This window comes from Reticulibacter mediterranei (assembly GCF_016587455.1).
Map to the genome: position 1 here is coordinate 4,801,729 of NZ_BNJK01000001.1, position 20,432 is coordinate 4,822,160.

Sequence of the window (20,432 nt, forward strand, 5' to 3'; positions counted from 1 at the left end):
ACAAGTGTTAGAATATATCCTAGTTATGAGGTCGGAATAATTGAGAGCAATGCAAAGACAACACGACGTATTACCTGACGATATATTACGAGAGGATGAACCATGATGTTGCGGGTATCCACGAAAGGCGAATATGGCGTGCGAATCATGGTCGATCTCGCTCGCCATTATGGTGGCCGCCCCCGATCATTGACCGACATTTCGCAAGCGGAGACGTTGCCGCTGGCGTATCTGGAGCAACTGGTCAAGCTGCTGCGTGAGGCCGAGCCTGCACTGGTAGTCAGTACAAGAGGCGCGCACGGTGGCTATCGACTCAGCCGTCCTCCTGCCGAGATTACGATGGGGGAGATCGTGCGCGTGCTGGAAGGGCCGATTGCTCCCATGATCTGCGCGACTGAAGGCGAGATGAGCCAGATTTGCGGCTACCTCGACGCCTGCAAGACCAAGTACCTGTGGGCGCGAGTACGCGATGCAGTGGCTCAGACACTCGATTCAATCACGTTAGAGGAGCTGGTCACGGAGACCGAGCAGGTGGGATCACCCACGCAGTTTATCGCTCTCTCGAATATTCACGTTGGCGTCAACTCAGGCGAGTATTTGCCTGACCGACAGCCAGAGGCACCGCTACCAAACTAACTCAACTGGTATCAGATGTGGTGCATCCATTTGCTCCCCGCCCGTCGAGTGGGATAGATGATCATGTCTGCAAATCCTTTGTTCAACTTTTTTGTATGGCGTTGGCTGGCTGCCTGTTTATCGTCCCGATTCAATAAGTGCAATGGCGAGATTTCGCCCCTGACTATAATTTAAGGAGTGGTCTAAGAGAATGGGATCTGAACTCATTATTAAGAACCTTCATGCGAATATCGAAGGCAAACCGATTCTACGAGGCGTTGACCTTGTTGTAAGGCAGGGCGAAGTGCATGCCCTGATGGGACCGAACGGGTCCGGCAAAAGTACTCTGGCAAACGTCATCATGGGCAACCCCAAATATGAGGTGACTGAAGGCGAGATCTGGTTTAAGGGCGAGAACATCCTCGAATATTCGCCCGACCGCCGCGCACGTATGCGCCTCTTCTTGGCCTTCCAGTATCCCATGTCCATCCCCGGCGTGAGCGTAGCAAACTTCCTGCGCCGCTCGTTGGAGGCCGTGCGCGAAGGCAACAAGCCGCTTGAAGAGGGCGAGAATCCTACCGGCCAGATGGCGAAGCGCAAAGCCATTCCCCCGCGCGAGTTCCGCAACCTGTTGAAATCAAAGATGGACCTGCTCAAAGTAGGCAACGAATTTATCAACCGCTCCATTAACGATGGCTTCTCCGGTGGTGAGAAGAAGCGCGCAGAGATTTTGCAGATGGCGCTGCTTGAGCCTGAGATCGCACTGATGGACGAGACCGACTCCGGTCTGGACATCGACGCCCTCAAGATCGTCTCCGAGAGCGTCAACGCCTTGCGTGGTCCCAACCTGGGTATCCTGCTCATCACGCACTACCAGCGCATGCTCAACTACATCACCCCTGACTTTGTGCATGTTATGTACGAGGGCCGCGTTGTGAAGTCCGGCGGCAAAGAACTGGCGCTCGAACTTGAGGAGAAGGGTTACGAGTGGATTAAACAGCAGAATGAGGTGACGGCTGATGCTTAATGCTCTGGCAACCGGGTTCACTCGTGATGCGGTGGTGGAGCTATCGCGTCAGCGCGGCGAACCCGAATGGATGTTGCAGAAGCGTCTGGAAGCCTGGGAGATTTACGAGAAGACTCCCGCCCCGCTTGGTCGTCGTGGTGACCTGGGCACGCTGAAGGCGCTGGCGAATTTCAAATTCCAACAACTCAATCCTTATGTGCCGACCGAAGAAGGAACTTTACCAACTGCAATCGAGCAGTCCTTGCAGGAGGCGCTGGTCAACGAGCGCTCTGGCCTGATCGTGCAGCATAACTCGTCGGTTGTGCATACGGAACTGGTCGAGGAGTTGCGGCAGCAGGGCGTGATCCTCACCGATCTGGCAACGGCAGTGCGCGAGCATCCCGAACTGGTGCAGCAACACTTTATGACAAACTGCGTGCCGGTTGATGCCAGTAAATATACGGCGCTGCACGCGGCCTTCTGGAGCGCTGGCTTCTTCCTGTATGTGCCAAAGGAAGTTGAGATCGAGAATCCCGTGCTGGCACAGGTCTGGCTCGATGCTGCCTCCGCTGGTATCTTCTCGCACACGCTGATTATCGCCGAAGAGCAGAGCAGCGTCCGTTTCGTTCAGGAATACGTCTCCAGCGTTGCGAACGGGCAACCTTCGTTGCTCAGCGATGTGGTGGAGGTCTATGCGAAAAACGAGGCGCGAGTCGAGTTCAGCAACGTGCAGGATCTCGACCAGAACACGTGGAACATCACCAACAAAAACGCGATCTATGACAAGGATGGCAGCGTAACCTTCGTTATGGCCGATCTGGGTGCGAAGCTGAGTCATGCCACCATCGGTGCGGGACTGCACGGCAACGGCAGCGCGGGCGAGCTTGTTGGTGTCTTCTTCACCGACCACGATCAGCGCTACTCCATCAATACGCTCTCCGACCACGCGGCTCTCTCGACCAACGCCGAGACGCTGGTTAAGGGCGTGCTGACCGATGAGTCGAGGGTGGAGTTCGATGGGATGATCCGTGTGCGCGCCAAAGCGCAGCAAACGGCGTCGTTCCTTTCAGCACACGGCCTGCTGTTGAGCAAGAAAGCACGCGCTGAGTTTATTCCTGGCCTGGAAATCGCCGCTAACGAGGTGAGCGCCAGTCACGGAGCCACCAGCGGCCAGATCGACGAGGAGCAGCTCTTCTATCTGATGGTGCGTGGTATTCAACGCCCGGAGGCCGAGCGCATCGTGGTGCAGGGCTTCTTTGAGCCGGTCTTGCAGCGCATTCCGCTGGAAAACCTGCGTATTCGCCTGCGCCGCAGTATTGTACGCCGTATGAGCGGTGAGTATGAGACGGAGGCCGATACCTGGGTGGACGCTCAGGAGCGCTGGGAGATCGAGGGCGTCGATGAGCAGGCCATCTCGCTTGATGGCAATCCCAAAGACGACGAGATCCAGTTAAGCGAGTACTAGGACGTGACGAGGCACCGCGCATGGTGTCTCGTCCTTTCGCACATAATGGTGGTGGAATCGTCGTTATGCGCGAACAGGGTTAACAATCAGGGGATGCGTCAATGATTACATCTGACCATACAACAACGCCTGGAGCGGCAGGCTCACGTACTGTTGCTGATATTCGCAAGGATTTTCCTATCCTCTCGCGTCCGGTTCACGGGGGAAAGCCGTTCGTTTTTCTTGATAGTGGGGCCAGTTCGCAAAAGCCGGCAGCCGTGATCGAGGCGATGGATCACTATTATCGCACCTACCATGCCAACGTGCATCGCGGCGTTTACGAGGTCAGCGAAGAGGCGACGGCGGCGATGGAGAAGGCGCGCGTCAAGGTTGCGCGTTTCATCAACGCCCGGCAGAGCAAGCAGGTTATTTTCACCCGCAACACCAGCGAGGGCATCAATCTCGTCGCTTATAGCTGGGGCTGGGCCAATATCCATGCTGGCGACCTGATCATCGTAACGGAGATGGAGCATCACAGCAATCTCGTTCCCTGGCAACTGTTGGCCCAGCGTACGGGGGCGCGGCTAGAATTTATCCCGATCGACGATAACGGCCTGTTGCGCCTGGATGTCTATGAAGAACTTTTGAAGCAGCAGCCAAAGCTGGTGGCGTTTACCCAGATGTCGAATGTGCTTGGTACGATTACTCCGGCTCAACAGATCATCGCCCAGGCGCACGAGGCGGGAGCAATTACGCTGGTTGATGCCGCTCAGAGTGTGCCACATTTGCCAGTTGATGTGCAGGCGTTGGATGTGGATTTCCTAAGCTTCAGCGGTCATAAGATGCTTGGCCCGACCGGAATCGGCGTGCTTTATGGCAAACGCGCCCTGCTTGAAGCGATGCCCCCCTTTATGGGTGGTGGCTCCATGATTCGCACGGTGCATTTGCGCGAGTCTACCTGGGCTGATCTGCCCTGGAAGTTTGAGGCAGGCACACCAGCCATTGCCGAAGCGATTGGTCTTGGAGTTGCGGTAGATTATCTCAATAGCCTGGGCATGAATGCCGTATTGCAGCATGAGCGCGAGATCACCGCTTATGCAATGGAACAGTTGCAAGCCATTCCTGGTTTGAAGATCTATGGTCCTGATGCGAGTCAGCGTGGCGGCGTTATCTCCTTCACGCTGGACGATATTCACCCGCACGATCTGGCCTCCATTCTGGATCAGGAAGTTGGCGTGGCGATTCGTGCCGGTCATCATTGCGCTCAACCGTTGATGGACCGTTATGGCCTATCTGCAACCGCACGAGCCAGTTTCTACGTTTATACTACTAAAGAAGAAATTGATGTGCTGGTACAGGGTTTGCACAAAGCACAGCAGATTTTCAGTTTGTAATTTTTGCAAGATGGATGTTTTCGCGCGTAGGGAGAGGAGCCTTGCCCACAAGACCCAGCGCGGGCGGTATTGAAAAATACCTGAATAGAGGCAATTGTTATGTCAATGGATTATTATCGCGAATATATTCTGGATCACTATCGGAATCCGCGTAACTATGGAAAGCTTGAAGCGCCCGATGTGCATTCGGAGGACTCGAATCCGTTGTGTGGCGATCAACTTGGTATGGATTTGATCGTAGAGGGGGATCATGTCAAAGAGGTGCGCTTCCAGGGACGCGGCTGTGCCATTAGTCAGGCGTCCGCTTCGATGCTCTCCGAGATGATCCAGGGCCAGCCAGTGGAGGATGTTATCAAACTTGGCAAAGATGACATTCTGGAGTCGCTCGGCATTCCAATTAGCCCGGCTCGCACCAAATGCGCCTTCCTCTCTCTGCGTGTGCTGCATCGTGGACTGGCGATGGCAGGATTGGAGAGGCCCGATCAGGATGATGAGGAAGAGGAGTAGAGTCGCCTCATGACCAATTTTATCAAAGTTGCCACGCTCGATGATGTTAGCGAGGGTGAGATGTATGCTATCGAGGTGGACGGGGAACCCGTTTGCCTGACCAGAGTTGAGGGGCAGATCTACGCCTTCACCGATAATTGCACCCACATCAGCGGCCCCTTGAATGATGGTGAGCTTGAGGGTTGCGTCGTCACCTGTCCCTGGCACGGTGCGCAATTTGACGTGCGCACAGGGCAGGTGCTACGTGGGCCGGCTCGCCAGGATTTATATACCTATCCCGTCAAGGTGGAAGATAACGCTATTTTTATCAGCCTCCCCGACGAAGAGTATAGCGAATAATTTTTAACGGGTTGTGAGGGATGTTATAATTGCGCAGAAACCGCGCAATTATAACATCCCTCACAAGTTTATATTCTTCCTCTATAGTATCTTTATGAGAGTTGAGTTATGTATGGAGTTTGTTAGCTCAATTGTATGCGCATTCGGCGGCGCGGCGAGGGCAGTTTGGGTTGGGGCGGTTCCTCGCTGGTATCAGGTGTACTGACCATTTGTTCGCGCAAAACATCGACCTGATCGATCATCGCCTGTTCCATTGTCTCCTGTCCTGCCGAGCCAACCCAGTGCATCATTGAGGAGAGGAAAAGCTCCTTCAGATAGGCAAAGGAGAAGCCAGCGGCGAGTTCGCTCAGTCGGACGGCTCCAGCTTCGCTGATGCGCAGGGCGGGTTTGAGCGTCTCATTCCAGAGGGTGATGTAGGCCAGGCGTTCGGGCTGTTCTGGTAGATCGAAGGGATATTTACGATCAAAGCGGCTGGGGCGATCCAGGATGGCGGGATCAAGCTTCTCGGGATGGTTGGTGGTGGCGAGGGTGACGATCCCGGTGTTGGAGGCAAATCCATCCAATTCGTTGAGGAAGAACGAGCGATTCTCCTCGTTCAGCAGTGAATCGAGATCCTCAAGCACAAGGATGCAGGGCGCAGACTTGCGTGCGCGATCAAAGACAGCATGGATGTTGTCTTCATCTGTTGAGTGTTCTGCCCGGAAGCTTTTGACGTACAGGCAGGGCATATTCAACGCATTGATCAGCGCTTTGACGGTGTGGGTTTTGCCGTTTCCTGGAGGGCCAACAAGCAATACGCCACGCTTCCAGGGAATGTTGTATTCGTCGTAGGTCTGGCGCATGGTAAAGAAGCGTTCCAGATCTTCGCGAATCTGCTGCTTGAGGTTGCCGCGCAAGATCAGATTGTCGAAAGAGGCACCCTGAATAGCCTGGAAAAGCTGGGCGTCCTTTTTCCAGCAGCTACCAGAAAAGACGAGAACCTCGCCGCGCACCTCCGCATTCCAGCGGCACACCTCTTGAATGAAATCTTTTGCTATCTGATGGCTATCACAGAGAATCCAGTAGGCATAGATGACGCGACTGAAGCCTGTGGGCCAGTGCATCACCAGAATATCGAGTGTATTATCCTTCCATTGGACGGTAAACCAGGCATTTTTGGAACTGTCGCTTATTTCTTCTTCTGATGATTCACCAGCGGTCTTTTCCATGAAACCACCGAAGCGAGCAATCATTGTGGGAATGCCTGAACTAAGTTCGCTCCCCTGCCAGTCCGTGATGACCTGATTGTGGATGAACGTTTGCACCTCCAATGAGCAGTGTCCTGCCCGTGCGTAGGTCTCGACATTGAAGAGCGTATCATTGCCTTCAACTAATACTTTTTCAGGAAATTTTTCAGCCAGATATTGGCTGACATGATAATCAATGGCTGTCTCAGGAAGAGCCAGAGCCTCACGAATAATTTGTTCTTTTCCCAAATGTTTCTCCTGGAATTGTTATGTGATTGACAGAAGTTACTTTGCATGTACGGATCTGGCTGTAAGAAGTTGCAGTGTAAGACATTTGGTGCTGTCTATGAAGTTTATACAGCATAACTACGAATATGATAGGTGCTAAGACAAGCCTTGCTGCTATCACATTCGCACTCACGCTAGAGGGTTTTGTAGATGAGCCTTCCGTGATAGTTTATTTATAGCATCTCTGTTTTGGAGCGATCTCATGTTAGAATAAAGGCATGGTAGATAGGCAAAAACTTCCAGCACATCTTCAAAATGGACAATTGCAAATCATCGAGGCAAAGCTGCATGCGCCGCGTCTGTCACCTGACCTGGTGCGGCGTGAGCACCTCCTCGCGCGGCTGGATGAGGGAAGGACACGCAAGTTGACTCTGCTCTCGGCTCCGGCTGGCTCTGGCAAGACCTCGCTGGTTTGTCAGTGGTTGACGGCTCGTCGTGCTGATCCTCAATTCCCGCCGCTGGCCTGGATTGCGCTGGATGCTGAAGATAACGATCCTCAACGTTTCTGGCGCTACGTGATTACGGCCTGCCAGAACGTTCTCCCGGTCGATGCTCCCGATGCTATGCAGCCCGTGTTTGCGTTGCTACAGGCCGCTACACAGACACCCTTTGAGTCTTCGGCTCTGGACGAAGTGCTGATCGCCCTGCTCAACGCCCTGATGCATGTGTCGGAGGGAATCCTGGTGCTGGAAGATTATCATGTGATAATCGCGCCTCAGATTCACCGAACGATGGCCTTCCTGCTTGATCACCTGCCGGAAACCCTGCACCTCCTCATCATTACGCGGAACGAGCCACCTCTATCGCTGGCACGGCTGCGCGCGAGCGGCAATCTGTGTGAGGTGCATATGGCGGATTTGCGCTTTTCGATAGCGGAGATTCAAGGCTTCCTGCAACAGAAGATACGGGTTCCACTGACTGAGCGTATTATCAAACAGATGAATATTCGCCTGGATGGTTGGGCTGCGGGATTGCGCTTGCTCTCATTGGCACTACAAGATCAGACCTCACAGCAAGATGTTGAGCGTTTACTCACCTCGTTTGCCGGGAACAACCGCCCATTGCAGGTCTATTTTGTCTCCGAGGTGCTGGCGCTGCAATCTGAGAGTTGCCAACGATTTCTCCTGCAAACAAGCATCTTGAGTCGCCTCACCGCCTCGCTCTGTGATAGCGTCACAGAGCGAGATGATGGTGAGCATATGCTGAAGATGTTGGAGAGCATGGGCCTCTTTGTGGAGTCGTTGGACGAAAGTGGACGCTGGTATCGCTATCACACCCTTTTCGCTGAGGCCATGCGCGAGGAGGCCAGCCGTCGTCTTGGTGCGGCCACTCTGCAAACAGCGTCGCATCGTGCTAGCCTCTGGTTTGAACGGCAGGATATGCTTCCACAGGCCATCGAAGCCGCACTCACAGGTGGAGATGTCGCGCGTATTGTAGCGCTGATCGAGCAATTTACAACGACGCTGCGTTTTCTGGAGTTGCATGAGTATCATACGCTCATCCGCTGGCTAGAATATGTTCCTCTGTCCAGGCTCAAACAAGTTCCATCGCTCTGTTTAAACTATGCTGTTGCACGCGTATTTGTCTCTATGGCAGACAGGCTCGATGCTCTTACGCTAGCACGCGTGGAAGAGCTATTGCAGGCAGCCGAGACGGGATTTCGTGGCACCGCAAATGCTGCTGCGTTGGGGCAGCTTCTCGCCTTGCGCGCCTGGATTGCCTGGGGCCAGGATGCCATTGAGCAGGCGGCAATGTATGCGCAACAGGCTCTCCTTTTTCTCTCTGAAGATGCGTTTCCCTGGTATAGCATTGCCGAAAATATCATCGGGATACGACGGGCATTGCTTGAGGGACAGTATCATCTGGCATATAGTATCTTCCAGAAAACTCGTGCAGCCTGTGAAGTGTCGGGAAACCGGGCGTTTATTCGTACAATTACGGTGTTGATGGGTTGGGTCTGTTTTGAGCAGGGACAGCTCCATCTGGCTGGTGAATACTGTCGTCAGGTGTTGGCATCAACCAGCGAGCAGAAGTATAGCTCTGACCGTGGGCATGCGCTGCTGGGCACCGCTCAGATTGCCTACGAGCGCAATGATCTCGCAATGGTGGAGCAGTATGTGCAAGAAGCCTATGCACTTGGCCAGGTGCTTGCTGATGAGGAGTGTCAGATCCGCTCACAACTGCTCCAGGCTCGTGGTTTGCACGCGCGAGGAGAGGCCTCATCGGCAATGCAATTGGTAACATCCCTGCTTGCTCGCATCCAGCCACAAACACTGCCGATGCTCTATCGCGATGTGTTGTTGGTGCAAATCGGGCTGTATCTTGCTCTGGGCGATCTTGTCTCGGCCCAGCGTCAGGTCGCCTCCTTGCATACTAGCCAGCAGAAAGAGCCGCTATCATGCGTACAACGCGAACAGGATGCATTGCTGATAGCTCGTTTGCATCTTGCACGCGGTGGGGTGCAGGATGCGCTGACGGAGCTAACTCGTTTGCTAGAAGCTGCTTTGAAGGCCGAACGGCAATATAGCATATTGAGGATACAAGTGTTGCTGGCTCTGGCAGAGTTTGCAAACAAGCAGCTTGTCGAGGCGAGGCAGCGAATACTACAGGTGATTGCGCTGGCGCACCTGGAAGGCCATCAGCGGCTTTTTCTGGACGAAGGGGCAACGATGGAGATGTTGTTGCGCGGTATTGTCTCGCAAGTGCAGGATAAGCTCTTGAGTACGTATCTGCATACACTGCTACAGGCTTTTGCGCAATCCTCTGTGTCCTCGCAGCCGATAGAGGCACTTAGTCCCCAGGAGATGCGCGTCTTGCGTTTGCTGGCAACCGGCTCCTCCTCGCCACAAATCGCGCGGGAATTGATCGTGTCTGTCAATACGGTGCGCACGCAGATTCAAAGCATCTATCGCAAACTTCAGGTGAACAATCGTGTGGCTGCTTGCGAGACCGCCCGAGCACTCAATCTGCTTTAAATCTCTCACAAGTACCAATATAACATGTGTATACTTCCATCTCAGCTGTAGTTCGTAGTTGAGCGATTTATCACGGCGGACCCGCTCTTCAGGCGCTCTACAGCGATAAATCGCTCAACTACGAACTACAGCTTCGGTTTCATTTGTTAAATCTCATCATCTATTATGCTTTGCTTTCTTCCTGAGCATCTCCTGTGGAAGCTTGAGCCATAGGTACATCTTTCAAAAAGAGCGTGGTAATCAGGGCGAAGACGGCGAAGACGAGCACCACGAGAAAGCCGTGTTGCAGAGCGACCATCAACGAGAGCTTGAGCGTCGCCACTACCTGATCCATCAGTTGTTGAGCATAATGTGCGGCCTGCATCATAGCAGAGGCTACAATCTGGTCGTGTTGTGGACCAGCGGGAACCTGAGCCGCAGCGTTTTTCGCTGCCATATCTTTCGCAGTCTGCACAACGGTATCATGATATTGTGGATTGATGAGGATCTGGGTATTGGTGGCGGCCTTCACTCCTGCTGGCGTTAACTGCTGTACAGTCGTGGCCGGAATGCGATTGGCGAGATCGGAGGAAAGCGAGCTATTGACCACCGTTCCCACAATAGCCACACCCAGCGTCGCGCCGAGCTGTCCCAGGTAGCGAACCGCAGCTGTACCAATGCCGAGTTGAGTGCGCGGGAGAGTGTTCTGCACGACAATATTGAGCAGAGAGAAGAATGTGCCAGTGCCGAGTCCTGCGATTACCATATAGAAGATCGTTTCAAGCAGGCTGGTTGATGCTGTTATGCGCGTCAACAGGAAGATACCGACACACATGATGAGCGCGCTCACGATGGCGATAACCTGATAGCGCTGGAGCCGGGCAATAAGCATACCTGCCACCATCGCGCTAACAACCATCATCACCGACATCGGCGTCATGGCTGCACCAGCACCGGTTGCCGAGAGGCCGAGTACCCCTTGCATATAGAGCGGCATGTAGAGCGACACGCCGAGCAAGAGCATCATTTGCAACAGCGAAAGGGTGATGCCGGCTGAGAAGACCTGATTGCGGAAGAGACCGAGCGGCAGGATCGGCTCGATGGCGAAACGCTCGGTGACGAGAAAGAGCGTGAAGAGAACAACTGCCCCCGCCAGCATCGTGATCACCAGGGGTGAACCCCAATCGCCCTGTTCACCACCCCAGGTCAGACCGAGCAGCAGGCAGATAGTGGCAGCGGAAGCCAGGATAGCTCCCAGAAAATCGATGCGTCGTACAGCGGCCCAGCCGGTCTCGGAATTGCTTCTGACGGAAACGTTGGGCGGCAAGAAGACAAGCAGCGCGATGAGGGCAATGAGGCCCACAGGCAGATTGATATAAAAGACCCAGCGCCAGCGCGTGCTATCCGTCACCAGCGTACCAACTAACGGGCCGTGATCGGTGAGCCAGCCGCCAAAGGTCGGACCTACCAGATTCGAGAAGCCGTAGACCGCACCAAACGCGGATTGCCATTTCGCTCGCTCAACGGGCGGGAAGATATCAGCAATGACCGTATTGACCAGCGCCAGGCCAACGCCAGCACCCAGACCCTGCAAAGCGCGAAATGCGATGAGTTGATTCATCGTCAGTGAAGCTCCGGCCAGCACCGAACCCAGCAAGAAGATGACTACGCCAACGACCAGAAACCATTTGCGCCCGAACTGGTCGGAGAGCTTACCAATGATTGGAACCAGCGTTGTAGATGTGAGTAGGTAAGCAGTAACAACCCATGTATAGCGATCAAATCCCTGCAACTCGCCAATAATTTTTGGCATTGCCGTACCAACGATCGTCTGATCCAATGCTTCTAGTAGAAGCGTGAGGAGCAGCGCTATCATCACGCTGGTAAGCGCCATTCCACGTAAACGCCGCTCGTGGCTCTGCGCTTCGGACGGTTGCACTGATTTAATGTCCTCCGTATGTACAGAACTCATAAAGAATTGCTCCTTGCTCTATAGACTTCTTTAATAGAGAAAAAGAAGAATGAATAAAAGCGAAATAAGGATAACAAAAAAAGCGCGAAAAAAAACCGACCCGATGGACAGTGTTTTTGATTGATATATGTTATCCAATAAGCATATGAAATGGACGCCTTTTTGAGGCAGATTAACTCATGCCAGAATAGTATACCATCCTATTCCTGACATCCTTTGTCATGATTCTTCTCTCTTTTCATCATTGAGGAGGGTCACCCGTGAATTTCATATGTCACTGTGAGATAGTATACTGATGAATATACGGTTTGTCAATGATTTTTGCTGATGATTTGCTGTTTATTACCATTAATCTAGTTATTATTAACAAATTGGAAGAAATCACCAAAGAAAAATGGCTGAAACTATCAATGAAATGTGAGATTTTGCTGCCAGGAATGATGCAGGCATTATTGTGCGAATAATGATATTTCAGATACAAGGGCAATACATGTTCTGAGAGATATTTCTAGATTATTGAGGCTCTAATGTGGGAAAGATATCATTGGCGGCAGCTTGATTCGCAAGGGATAGTTCGCGAGCATGCAGGCTTCTGGCCCAGTCCTGTTCGAGTTGCCAGCGCTCAGTAGCATGCTCCATGCTATTGACGATACATTGCACACGATAAGGGGAGGCAACCAATTGGGGATAGTTTTGAGAGTCGCTCCACATCGCATCGATTTCGCTGTGTAGATGGTGAATATGGGCCTGGCAGTAATGGATGTAGTGATCGATCAGACGCAAACGCTCGACTGGGGGAATGAACTCGAAGGCAGTTGCTTTGATGCGGAACAACTCGTGATAGTCGCCGGGGTTGGAACTGGTATCGCGCATCAGGAGGTGAAAGCGCTGGCGTCCTGCCTCAGTGATTTTGTAGATACGCAGATGGCGCTGACCGCGCTGACCGCTCTGTGCCTCGGTATCAACGGCGATCAGGCCGTTCTGTTCCAGTTTTGCCAGCAGAGGATAGAGCCTGCCAGAACTGAGGCGAGCATAAGGACCGATAATATCATTGATAATCTTCGCAATCAGATAGCCATGAGCGGGATAGGCCATCAACTGAGCCAGAATAACCAGTTCGTACATGAGATGGTTCCTTATTGCATGTACCACGTAGCGACATCCCTTGCGGTTGTCGCTACGTGGTAAAACCTTTACGAGCGGAGGACCGCGCCGAAATCTTTGTTTAATGCCTGGATAATTTGCTCCTGAAGCGCGTTCGCCTCGGCATCGGTCAGCGTGCGCTCTTGCGATTGATAGACCAGCGAATAGGTCAGGCTCTTTTTGCCAGATGGGATCGGTTCGCCAGTGTAGACATCGAAGAGTGTCGCTGAGCGCAACAATTCGCCACCGTTGCGCAGGATTGCGTCGTGAATGTCCTGTGCAGGCACATCCTGAGCGACCACCAGGGCCAGGTCACGCGTCAATTCTTGATGGCGCGAGAGCGGCTGATAGGCGGTGCGAGCAGGAGCCGCAGCATAGAGCCGCTCCAGATCGATCTCGGCCAGATACGCGCGGTGCGGCAGATCGTAGCGCTGCTGCACCAGCGGATGCATCTCACCAAGCACTCCGGCGGGACTGAACACCTCCTCGTTCTCGCCGACGCGACGCGGCAGTTCTAGCAGCGCGCAACGGCCGGGATGGAAGGATGGATGCTGAGTGGGCGTGAAGCGGTAGTTGGTGATCTTCAAGCCCTCTAAAAGAGTCTCCACTGCACCTTTTAGATCGTAGAAATCGGCCGGGCGTGCCAGTTCTTCAATCCACGAGATCTCGGCGGGGCCACAGAGCGCGATACCTGCTGTGCGTCGCTCGTCGGGCAGACTATTTGCGCCATCGGTTGGCAGATAGCGGCGACCCACCTCGAAGAAGCGCAGGCCAGCCTTGTTGCGCTTGCTATTCTCCTGCAAGGTCTCCATCAAACTGCTCATCAGCGTCAGGCGCAGAGCCTCCATATCGCTGCTGAGTGCGTTTGCCAGCACGACCGCAGGAATCGAGCGCGGATCAAACGTCGCCACCGCCGTAGTTCCGTTCGACGACTCGACGGCCTGGTGTGCAGCATTATTCGCGCCAACGGGAGCTTGCAGCAGATAGCGAGCGGTATCGGCGTTGGCATAGGCCAGCAGATTGACCATGCGTGCTCGACTGGTCAGCGAATAGGTGACGATCTCGTTGAGTCCCGCGCCGATCAGCAGATTGCGCACCTCCTGTTCGCGCTCGAACCAATCGTCGTGCATTGGCTCAGGCAGCGGGCCAGTTGGAATGGTGCTCGGGATTTTATCATAGCCGATGAGACGGATTACCTCTTCCACCAGATCGGCTCCCTCCTCGATATCGTTGCGATACGTTGGCACCGTCACCAGCATCGTTTTCCCCTGCTCATCTGGTTTGACCGCGAAGCCAAGCGCGGTCAGGGCATTTACGACTTCGGTCTGTGTGACCTTCATCGACGTGAGCCATTCCACCTCATCGATTGAGAAGGAAATGACGCGGCGCTGAGCGGGTTTGGGATAGCAATCCACGACGCCAGGGTGTACGCTGCCACCAGCAAGCTCTTCTAGCAATTGACAGGCGCGCAGGGAGCCGATGTTGACCAGTTCGCGATCAAGACCCTTCTCGTAGCGACTGGAAGCATCGGTACGCAGCCCGAGCTTGACCGAGGTTCGGCGCACGCTGCTTCCCTGGAAGTTTGCGGCTTCCAGTAGCACCGTATCCGTCTTATCGTTGACCTCGCTCACCGCCGCACCCATCACGCCAGCGATGGCAGTTGGCCCTTTGGGATCGGTAATCAACAGCATATCAGGCGTCAGTTTGCGCGTGACATCATCGAGCGTCTTGATCGTTTCCTTCTCGTGGGCGCGGCGCACAATGATATGTTGCTCTGGTATCAGGTTGTAGTCGAAGCCGTGTAGAGGCTGTCCAAGCTCTAGCATCACATAGTTGATCACGTCCACCACGTTATTGATTGGACGCATTCCAGCAGCGAGCAGACGGCGTCCCATCCAGTCGGGCGAGGGACCGAGCTTGACGCCGCTGATGATGCGTGCGGTATAGCGTGGACAGAGATCGGGATCTTCAATCGTGACCCTGACCATCTCTTCGGTTGGTGTGCCCTGTTCGTGCAAAACGGGTTGGGGCATACGCAAAGGTTGCCCGGTCAGGGCGGCGACTTCGCGAGCGATCCCAACTACTGAAGAGAGGTCGCCGCGATGGGCCTTGATGGAGAACTCCAGCACGACCTCGCCTAGAAGATCGACCAGCTTTTGCCCGACTTCCGTATGTGGATCGAGAATATAGATGCCTGAATGATCGTTGCCCATGCCCAGTTCGCGTGGCGAGCAGAGCATGCCCTGGGAGATGTAGTTCATCTTGCGCGCTTCGGTGATGGTGATATCGCCAATTTTTGCGCCGGGCAGTGCCAGCGGGACTTTATCGCCCTGCTGGATATTCGGGGCACCACAGATGACGCCGAGTTCTTCTGTCCCCGTGACAACTCGTGTATAGTTCAAGTGGTCGGAACCCGGAACTTTTTCCAGGTGAATAATCTGGGCTGTGATAATCTTATCGCCCCAGTCTTTGCCAATATAGTCAATTGCCTCTACTTCAAGACCGGCCATTGTCAGGGTATGGGCCAGTTCTTCAGGAGACATAGTAATATCTACATAGTCTTTGAGCCAGCTTAACGGGACTCTCATGAGTGAAGCACTCCTCTTTTTTCTGCCTGGTTAGACGGCGTATTGAATGTTTTTTCTATCTCTGCTGTGTTACGCGAATTGTTGTAAGAAACGCAGATCGTTGCTGGTGAACAGGCGAATATCGTCAACATCATATTTAAGCATGGCGGCACGCTCAATACCCATACCGAATGCGAAGCCACGATATTTTGTGGGATCATAGCCCACCGCACGCAGTACGTTAGGATGGACCATGCCGCAGCCCATTAGCTCTAGCCAACCGGTATATTTGCAAGTCTGGCATCCTTCGCCGTAGCAGACGCCACACCGCAAATCCATTTCAGCACTTGGCTCAGTGAAGGGGAAGTAGCTGGCTCGGAAGCGCACAGGACGGGCAGCACCAAACATTGTTGCGACAAAGTGCTTCAGGCAACCCTTGAGATTTGCCATTGTACATTGGTCGTCAATCAGCAGACCCTCTAATTGATGGAACATAGCACCATTTGAGGCCGTGATATTCTCTTCGCGGAAGACACGGCCCGGCACAATGACGCGAACGGGAGGCTGTATCTGTTCCAAGACATGAATCTGCATCCCCGATGTTTGAGTGCGCAGCAGGATTTCCCCTGGAGCTATCCAGAAGGTATCTTGCATGTCGCGTGCGGGATGGTCAGCCTGGAAGTTGAGCGCCTGGAAGTTATAATAATCAGTTTCTACTTCTCGTCCCTGTATGATATTGAAGCCCATATTGACCAGGATGTTTGCCATCTCTTGCGCTACAAGTGAAAGAGGATGGATATATCCCGGTTGTACTCCACGCCCTGGCTGTGTGACATCTATAGTTTGTTGGCAAGCTTGCAAATGCTCAAGCGTATCATTTCGTTGACCTGCCATATTTTTGACCTTCGCATCTTCAATGGGCCGCGCAGGAGATACTGCATGCCCACATTCACCACTCGTCTTTGCTAAAATGTTTCTTACATGAATAGGTTAGAATTGTCGTAAGAAGCGCAGATCGTTGCCCGAGAACAGGCGGATTTCGCCGATGTCGTATTTGAGCATGGCAAGACGCTCCACGCCTACCCCGAATGCGAAGCCACGATATTTCGTGGGATCGTAGCCAACTTCGCGCAGCAACTTGGGATGGACCATGCCGGAACCCAGAATTTCTACCCAGCCGCTATATTTGCAGACGCGGCACCCTTTGCCATCGCACATGGGACAATCGATATCCATCTCAGCGCTTGGCTCGGTGAATGGGAAGTAGCTGCCCCGGAAACGGGCGCGGCGCTTTTCGCCGAACAACTCCTGTGCGAACCGTTCCAGCGATCCTTTCAGATCGGCCATTGTGCAATATTCGTCAATGAGCAGACCCTCAATCTGGTGGAACATCGCTTCGTGGGTGGCGTCAACGGCCTCGTTACGATACACCTTGCCAGGGACCACCACACGAACTGGTGGTTGCGTCTGTTTCATTACGCGCACCTGCATCGGCGAGGTATGGGTGCGTAACAAGATCTGACCAGGCGAGACCCAGAAGGTGTCTTGCATATCGCGTGCTGGATGATCGGCGGGAATATTGAGAGCTTGGAAGTTATGATAATCGGTCTCTACCTCTAAGCCCTGCACGATATTGAAGCCCATTCTGGCGAAGATTTGTGTAGCCTCCAGCATGACGCGCGAAAGGGGGTGCATATGGCCAACGGGCGTGGCGCGTCCAGGCAGGGTGACATCGATCCGTTCTTGTTCGAGTGCCTGCATCAATTCGTTCTGTTTGAGCGTTTCGCGCTTCTCCGCAAGCTGGTGTTCCAGATCCTTCTTCACGTCGTTGATCTTTTGACCGACGATCTTGCGCTCATCTTTCGTCAACTTGGGCATGACGGCTGAGATGTTTTTGAGTTCGCCGCGATTGCGCCCCAGATAGCGAGTGTCCCATTCGTCCAGTTCGTTGGACGAGTGGATCGCCGCCAGTTCTGTCAGAGCACGGGAGCGCAGAGCTTCCAATTGCTCCAATAAATCTTCATGTTGTTCAATCATAATACCTCGACTCCACTGTATAACAACAAAAAAACCGACACACAACGTCACAACAGGACGAAGTTGTCGGCTTGCAAGCAATCTCCGTGATACCACCCGTTTTGGATTGATCTGCACAACGAAAAAAGGCGGAAACAATCCCACTCGGTTTGTCCGATAACGGAGACGATCCGGGGCTGTCTACTTGCTACAATGAGTTCAACAGCCAGCTCCAGGGTGAACTTCGGCGAATGGTCTCGTAAAAGGGCTTGCAGTCGGCGACCCTTTCTCCCTGCGCGATTCCTCTACGCTTACTCTCCCTGTCATTGCTTTTACACAAACATCAGGATAATACATGCTATTGCATAGTTTTCTTATTAGCATAAAGTATACCAGATTGCCAATAAATTGTCGATAGCTGTGTGCGAACCGCAATATCTGGCAAGAAATATCGTGACTGTAACGCTGATGTTATAACTGAGCAGTATCTCAAAGATGAGGAGACCAGACAACAATATATATCTACGTTTATGCGGCAGGATCGCGTGGCCTTTCGTCTCACCTGTGAGAAAGTGACCGAATTTTTCGCTTGATTCGCCGATAAAATAATCATAGCAACAGGCAGGCTCAGCACATGAAGAGGAGCCTGTTTGTTTATGTTGTCGATTCCCGATGCTATCAACGAGGGGCTATCGGGAGTAGTTAGCTGTAAAGAAATGAGAGGATGTATTTGGGCATGATGCGATAGGAGAATAGGTAATGTTTGAGTGCAGGAAGAGAGCGAAGAGCTGGAGAATGGCCATTGGTTTCTTGCTGGGAATGCTCCTGACATTGTTCCAGGCCAGTCCAGTATCAGCACATGAAACGGCGGCACCGCGCACATGGTTCGTGGTGGTTGGCGTTGAAAACCGAAGTCGGGTGATTCGGGGCAAGGCGTTTTTGCCAGATGTTCTTCAGGTAAACATTGGTGATAGTATCATGTGGACATCACACAGCAGCGAAATACACACAGTAACATTTTTGCCCCCTGGACAGCAGCCACTCTCTTTTGATGAGACGAATCCGCAACAGACCAACAGAGTTGGTAGCAACGTGTATGATGGCAAGCACTACTTTAATTCTGGGATCTTGAGCAACGTTGCTAACTTCAGTTTCCATGCATCCAAATCCTATCGTTTGACCTTTGGTATAACAGGCGACTTTATTTATTACTGTCTGGTTGATCCATTAATGATAGGCGTCGTGCATGTGCGACCGGCGGGAACTCCCTATCCTTCTTCGCAGCAAGTCTACGATCAGCAAAGCGAGGCTGGAACGCAGAGTGATGAGCAAGGGCAGGTTGGTCAGACAAAAGGCATAGCCAATAATCGTCATGTAGGCGCAGGGATTGGCGATGGACTGGTGGCGAATAGAAGTACGCAATTGCCACATGCCGTCAAGTATGTTGGCAAGAAGGTCACTTCTGGTGTTAAGTGGAATGGTATGTTCCGCTCATACGGAGGTCCGAAATATGTTGGCGCGACGAGGCTGTTCAAATCGGGATATAGCGGTGTGATTCCAGGCTGGTTGCATAGCACATTGACCAGAACGTTAACTAAATCCGGCACCTTTAAGTGTCTCTGTGGCTTGCATGGTCTTCTTGGGGGGCGGGAATGAAAGAACGCCTCTGGCTCGGGAAAACCTTCCCGAACTAGAGGCGTTCTCTTTACAGCTATTTCCTGGCTACTGAAGCGGTGGAATGATAGGAGTGTGCGGAATCTGCCAGGGTCGCAGTTCGTTGATGCCCTTCATCCCGACTGGCACACTGATGATACTCAAGAGCTGGCGATGTACCTGCCCGATGTCCTGATTGCCGTTGACGACAATTAATTTGTTCTGTCTTCTATAGCAGTCGAGCAGGTGAATGGTTTCGTTAAAGAAGATATCCAGGCGTTTTTGTACCGCCTCGCCGGTATCATCTGCTCGTTGATATAACGGGCTGCCATCGAGATCGCAGATACCGGATATTTTTGGAGGGAGGCTATGAATATTATAGATATGCTGGTGGGCGCGACAGATATATCTACCAGAAAGTCGCTTGAGCAGCGCTTCACGTGGAACCTCCAGATAAATTGCCTGATGGATGCGCTCTCCAACGCGCTCTAGCTCCTGATCCAGCACTTGAGCCTGAGCGATGGTGCGCGGGAACCCATCGAGCAAAAAACCAGGCTCACTTCTTAGCTCGGTCAGTCGCTCCAGGATCATTGCCACCGTAATATCATCAGGAACCAGTTCACCCTTGTCCATATACGTTTTCGCTTTAAGACCCAACGCTGTTTGCTCGCTCAACGCTTTACGGAAAAGATCGCCGCTGGCAACATGGCAAATGCCAAGAGCCTCTGAAAGCTTCTCTGCCTGTGTTCCCTTCCCCGATCCCTGCGCACCAATGAGAATAATGTTCATGCTTTCCTCCATTGAAAGTTCGTCAGAACTCGTCGTTGAGTAGTGACGATGCCACCTCATGAGGTTTCGCCACCCTATAACTTTTCCCGATACGAATATAGCTGCTAAACCGACCTTCCAAAAGGAATCAGGCAAGTTCCTGGTCAGGATAGACACGCTAACCTGAATAATCCATAGAATAGCAGTCTATATCATATTGTACTACAATATCCACCCCTCTAAAAGAAGACAGAGATCATACCTCTTTATTAAAAGATGGAAGTTTTATTATCATAATAAGAAAAGAAGTGATTGATGTGTTTAATATTCAAGGGTTAAAATTTATAATACGAATAATTCATAGATTACAACATATTTCGTAGTCTAGCGATTTATCGCGCACGTGAACCATACAAGAAACGAAGTCAACGCGATAAATCGCTAGACTACGAAATATATGAGCATCATTTTCTTTGTGGCTAACACTTGACATCTTCCATTTTATATGTTACTTTCACCTATATAATAGTAACATAGGTG

Annotated in this window: 15 protein-coding genes and 1 other annotated feature; of the genes, 8 read left to right on the forward strand and 7 right to left on the reverse strand. The window is 52.6% G+C overall.

Translation table 11 applies throughout. The features are described from left to right. Positions 1-102: 102 nt before the first annotated feature. The 6 genes from K3T83_RS20685 to K3T83_RS20710 all read left to right on the forward strand — a co-directional run bounded on the left by K3T83_RS20685 (position 103) and on the right by K3T83_RS20710 (position 5,305). Positions 103-636 carry an RrF2 family transcriptional regulator gene (locus K3T83_RS20685; RefSeq protein WP_373324538.1) on the forward strand — a complete coding sequence of 178 codons (534 nt, stop codon included), beginning with the start codon at positions 103-105 and terminating at the stop codon, positions 634-636. 190 nt (positions 637-826) lie between these two features. Beyond that, positions 827-1,642 carry a Fe-S cluster assembly ATPase SufC gene (gene sufC / locus K3T83_RS20690; RefSeq protein WP_220204838.1) on the forward strand — a complete coding sequence of 272 codons (816 nt, stop codon included), beginning with the start codon at positions 827-829 and terminating at the stop codon, positions 1,640-1,642. After that, on the forward strand, positions 1,635-3,086 hold the full coding sequence (sufD, locus tag K3T83_RS20695; protein ID WP_220204839.1) for a Fe-S cluster assembly protein SufD: 1,452 nt from the start codon (positions 1,635-1,637) through the stop codon (positions 3,084-3,086). Before sufC ends, sufD begins: the two co-directional genes overlap by 8 nt. 101 nt (positions 3,087-3,187) lie before the next feature. Further along, positions 3,188-4,459, forward strand: coding sequence for a cysteine desulfurase (locus tag K3T83_RS20700; RefSeq protein ID WP_220204840.1), 1,272 nt, complete (start codon positions 3,188-3,190; stop codon positions 4,457-4,459). A 99-nt stretch (positions 4,460-4,558) separates the two neighbouring features. Beyond that, complete coding sequence (sufU, locus tag K3T83_RS20705) at positions 4,559-4,966, forward strand: Fe-S cluster assembly sulfur transfer protein SufU (RefSeq protein WP_220204841.1); 408 nt, start codon at positions 4,559-4,561, stop codon at positions 4,964-4,966. A 9-nt stretch (positions 4,967-4,975) separates the two neighbouring features. Next, positions 4,976-5,305 (forward strand): Rieske (2Fe-2S) protein, encoded by a 330-nt coding sequence (locus K3T83_RS20710; RefSeq protein ID WP_220204842.1) that lies wholly within the window; start codon positions 4,976-4,978, stop codon positions 5,303-5,305. A gap of 122 nt (positions 5,306-5,427) precedes the next feature. On the opposite strand, the gene K3T83_RS20715 is transcribed toward K3T83_RS20710, so the two are convergent. Next, a complete protein-coding gene (locus tag K3T83_RS20715; protein WP_220204843.1) occupies positions 5,428-6,780 on the reverse strand; it encodes an AAA family ATPase in 1,353 nt (450 codons plus the stop codon). Between the two features lie 257 nt (positions 6,781-7,037). Between K3T83_RS20715 and K3T83_RS20720 the strand changes: the two genes are divergently transcribed. After that, complete coding sequence (locus K3T83_RS20720; protein WP_220204844.1) at positions 7,038-9,794, forward strand: winged helix-turn-helix domain-containing protein; 2,757 nt, start codon at positions 7,038-7,040, stop codon at positions 9,792-9,794. A gap of 163 nt (positions 9,795-9,957) precedes the next feature. On the opposite strand, the gene K3T83_RS20725 is transcribed toward K3T83_RS20720, so the two are convergent. The 5 genes from K3T83_RS20725 to pheS (K3T83_RS20745) all read right to left on the reverse strand — a co-directional run bounded on the left by K3T83_RS20725 (position 9,958) and on the right by pheS (K3T83_RS20745) (position 17,492). Then, positions 9,958-11,745, reverse strand: coding sequence for an MDR family MFS transporter (locus K3T83_RS20725; RefSeq protein ID WP_220204845.1), 1,788 nt, complete (start codon positions 11,743-11,745; stop codon positions 9,958-9,960). Between the two features lie 513 nt (positions 11,746-12,258). Beyond that, on the reverse strand, positions 12,259-12,870 hold the full coding sequence (locus K3T83_RS20730) for a PadR family transcriptional regulator (protein ID WP_220204846.1): 612 nt from the start codon (positions 12,868-12,870) through the stop codon (positions 12,259-12,261). Positions 12,871-12,938: 68 nt separating this feature from the next. Further along, the gene (pheT, locus tag K3T83_RS20735; protein WP_220204847.1) at positions 12,939-15,476 is read right to left on the reverse strand and encodes a phenylalanine--tRNA ligase subunit beta; all 2,538 of its coding nucleotides are present in this window, start codon (positions 15,474-15,476) and stop codon (positions 12,939-12,941) included. Positions 15,477-15,545: 69 nt separating this feature from the next. After that, positions 15,546-16,349 carry a phenylalanine--tRNA ligase subunit alpha gene (gene pheS, locus K3T83_RS20740; RefSeq protein WP_220204848.1) on the reverse strand — a complete coding sequence of 268 codons (804 nt, stop codon included), beginning with the start codon at positions 16,347-16,349 and terminating at the stop codon, positions 15,546-15,548. A gap of 96 nt (positions 16,350-16,445) precedes the next feature. Further along, complete coding sequence (gene pheS, locus K3T83_RS20745) at positions 16,446-17,492, reverse strand: phenylalanine--tRNA ligase subunit alpha (protein WP_220204849.1); 1,047 nt, start codon at positions 17,490-17,492, stop codon at positions 16,446-16,448. 50 nt (positions 17,493-17,542) lie between these two features. Beyond that, positions 17,543-17,807, reverse strand: a binding site (T-box leader). Between the two features lie 459 nt (positions 17,808-18,266). Between pheS (K3T83_RS20745) and K3T83_RS20750 the strand changes: the two genes are divergently transcribed. Then, complete coding sequence (locus K3T83_RS20750; RefSeq protein WP_220204850.1) at positions 18,267-19,127, forward strand: cupredoxin domain-containing protein; 861 nt, start codon at positions 18,267-18,269, stop codon at positions 19,125-19,127. 66 nt (positions 19,128-19,193) lie between these two features. Here K3T83_RS20750 and K3T83_RS20755 read toward each other — a convergent pair whose 3' ends face one another. Then, on the reverse strand, positions 19,194-19,913 hold the full coding sequence (locus tag K3T83_RS20755; RefSeq protein WP_220204851.1) for an adenylate kinase: 720 nt from the start codon (positions 19,911-19,913) through the stop codon (positions 19,194-19,196). Between the last annotated feature and the right edge of the window lie 519 nt (positions 19,914-20,432).

What these genes read in the sequence shown, in the direction of transcription:
- K3T83_RS20685 (WP_373324538.1), top strand. Translation starts at nt 103, where the DNA reads ATGATGTTGCGGGTATCCACGAAAGGCGAATATGGCGTGCGAATCATG.
- sufC (WP_220204838.1), top strand. Translation starts at nt 827, where the DNA reads ATGGGATCTGAACTCATTATTAAGAACCTTCATGCGAATATCGAAGGC.
- sufD (WP_220204839.1), top strand. Translation starts at nt 1,635, where the DNA reads ATGCTTAATGCTCTGGCAACCGGGTTCACTCGTGATGCGGTGGTGGAG.
- K3T83_RS20700 (WP_220204840.1), top strand. Translation starts at nt 3,188, where the DNA reads ATGATTACATCTGACCATACAACAACGCCTGGAGCGGCAGGCTCACGT.
- sufU (WP_220204841.1), top strand. Translation starts at nt 4,559, where the DNA reads ATGTCAATGGATTATTATCGCGAATATATTCTGGATCACTATCGGAAT.
- K3T83_RS20710 (WP_220204842.1), top strand. Translation starts at nt 4,976, where the DNA reads ATGACCAATTTTATCAAAGTTGCCACGCTCGATGATGTTAGCGAGGGT.
- K3T83_RS20720 (WP_220204844.1), top strand. Translation starts at nt 7,038, where the DNA reads ATGGTAGATAGGCAAAAACTTCCAGCACATCTTCAAAATGGACAATTG.
- K3T83_RS20725 (WP_220204845.1), bottom strand. Translation starts at nt 11,745, where the DNA reads ATGAGTTCTGTACATACGGAGGACATTAAATCAGTGCAACCGTCCGAA.
- K3T83_RS20730 (WP_220204846.1), bottom strand. Translation starts at nt 12,870, where the DNA reads ATGTACGAACTGGTTATTCTGGCTCAGTTGATGGCCTATCCCGCTCAT.
- pheT (WP_220204847.1), bottom strand. Translation starts at nt 15,476, where the DNA reads ATGAGAGTCCCGTTAAGCTGGCTCAAAGACTATGTAGATATTACTATG.
- pheS (WP_220204848.1), bottom strand. Translation starts at nt 16,349, where the DNA reads ATGGCAGGTCAACGAAATGATACGCTTGAGCATTTGCAAGCTTGCCAA.
- pheS (WP_220204849.1), bottom strand. Translation starts at nt 17,492, where the DNA reads ATGATTGAACAACATGAAGATTTATTGGAGCAATTGGAAGCTCTGCGC.
- K3T83_RS20750 (WP_220204850.1), top strand. Translation starts at nt 18,267, where the DNA reads ATGGCCATTGGTTTCTTGCTGGGAATGCTCCTGACATTGTTCCAGGCC.
- K3T83_RS20755 (WP_220204851.1), bottom strand. Translation starts at nt 19,913, where the DNA reads ATGAACATTATTCTCATTGGTGCGCAGGGATCGGGGAAGGGAACACAG.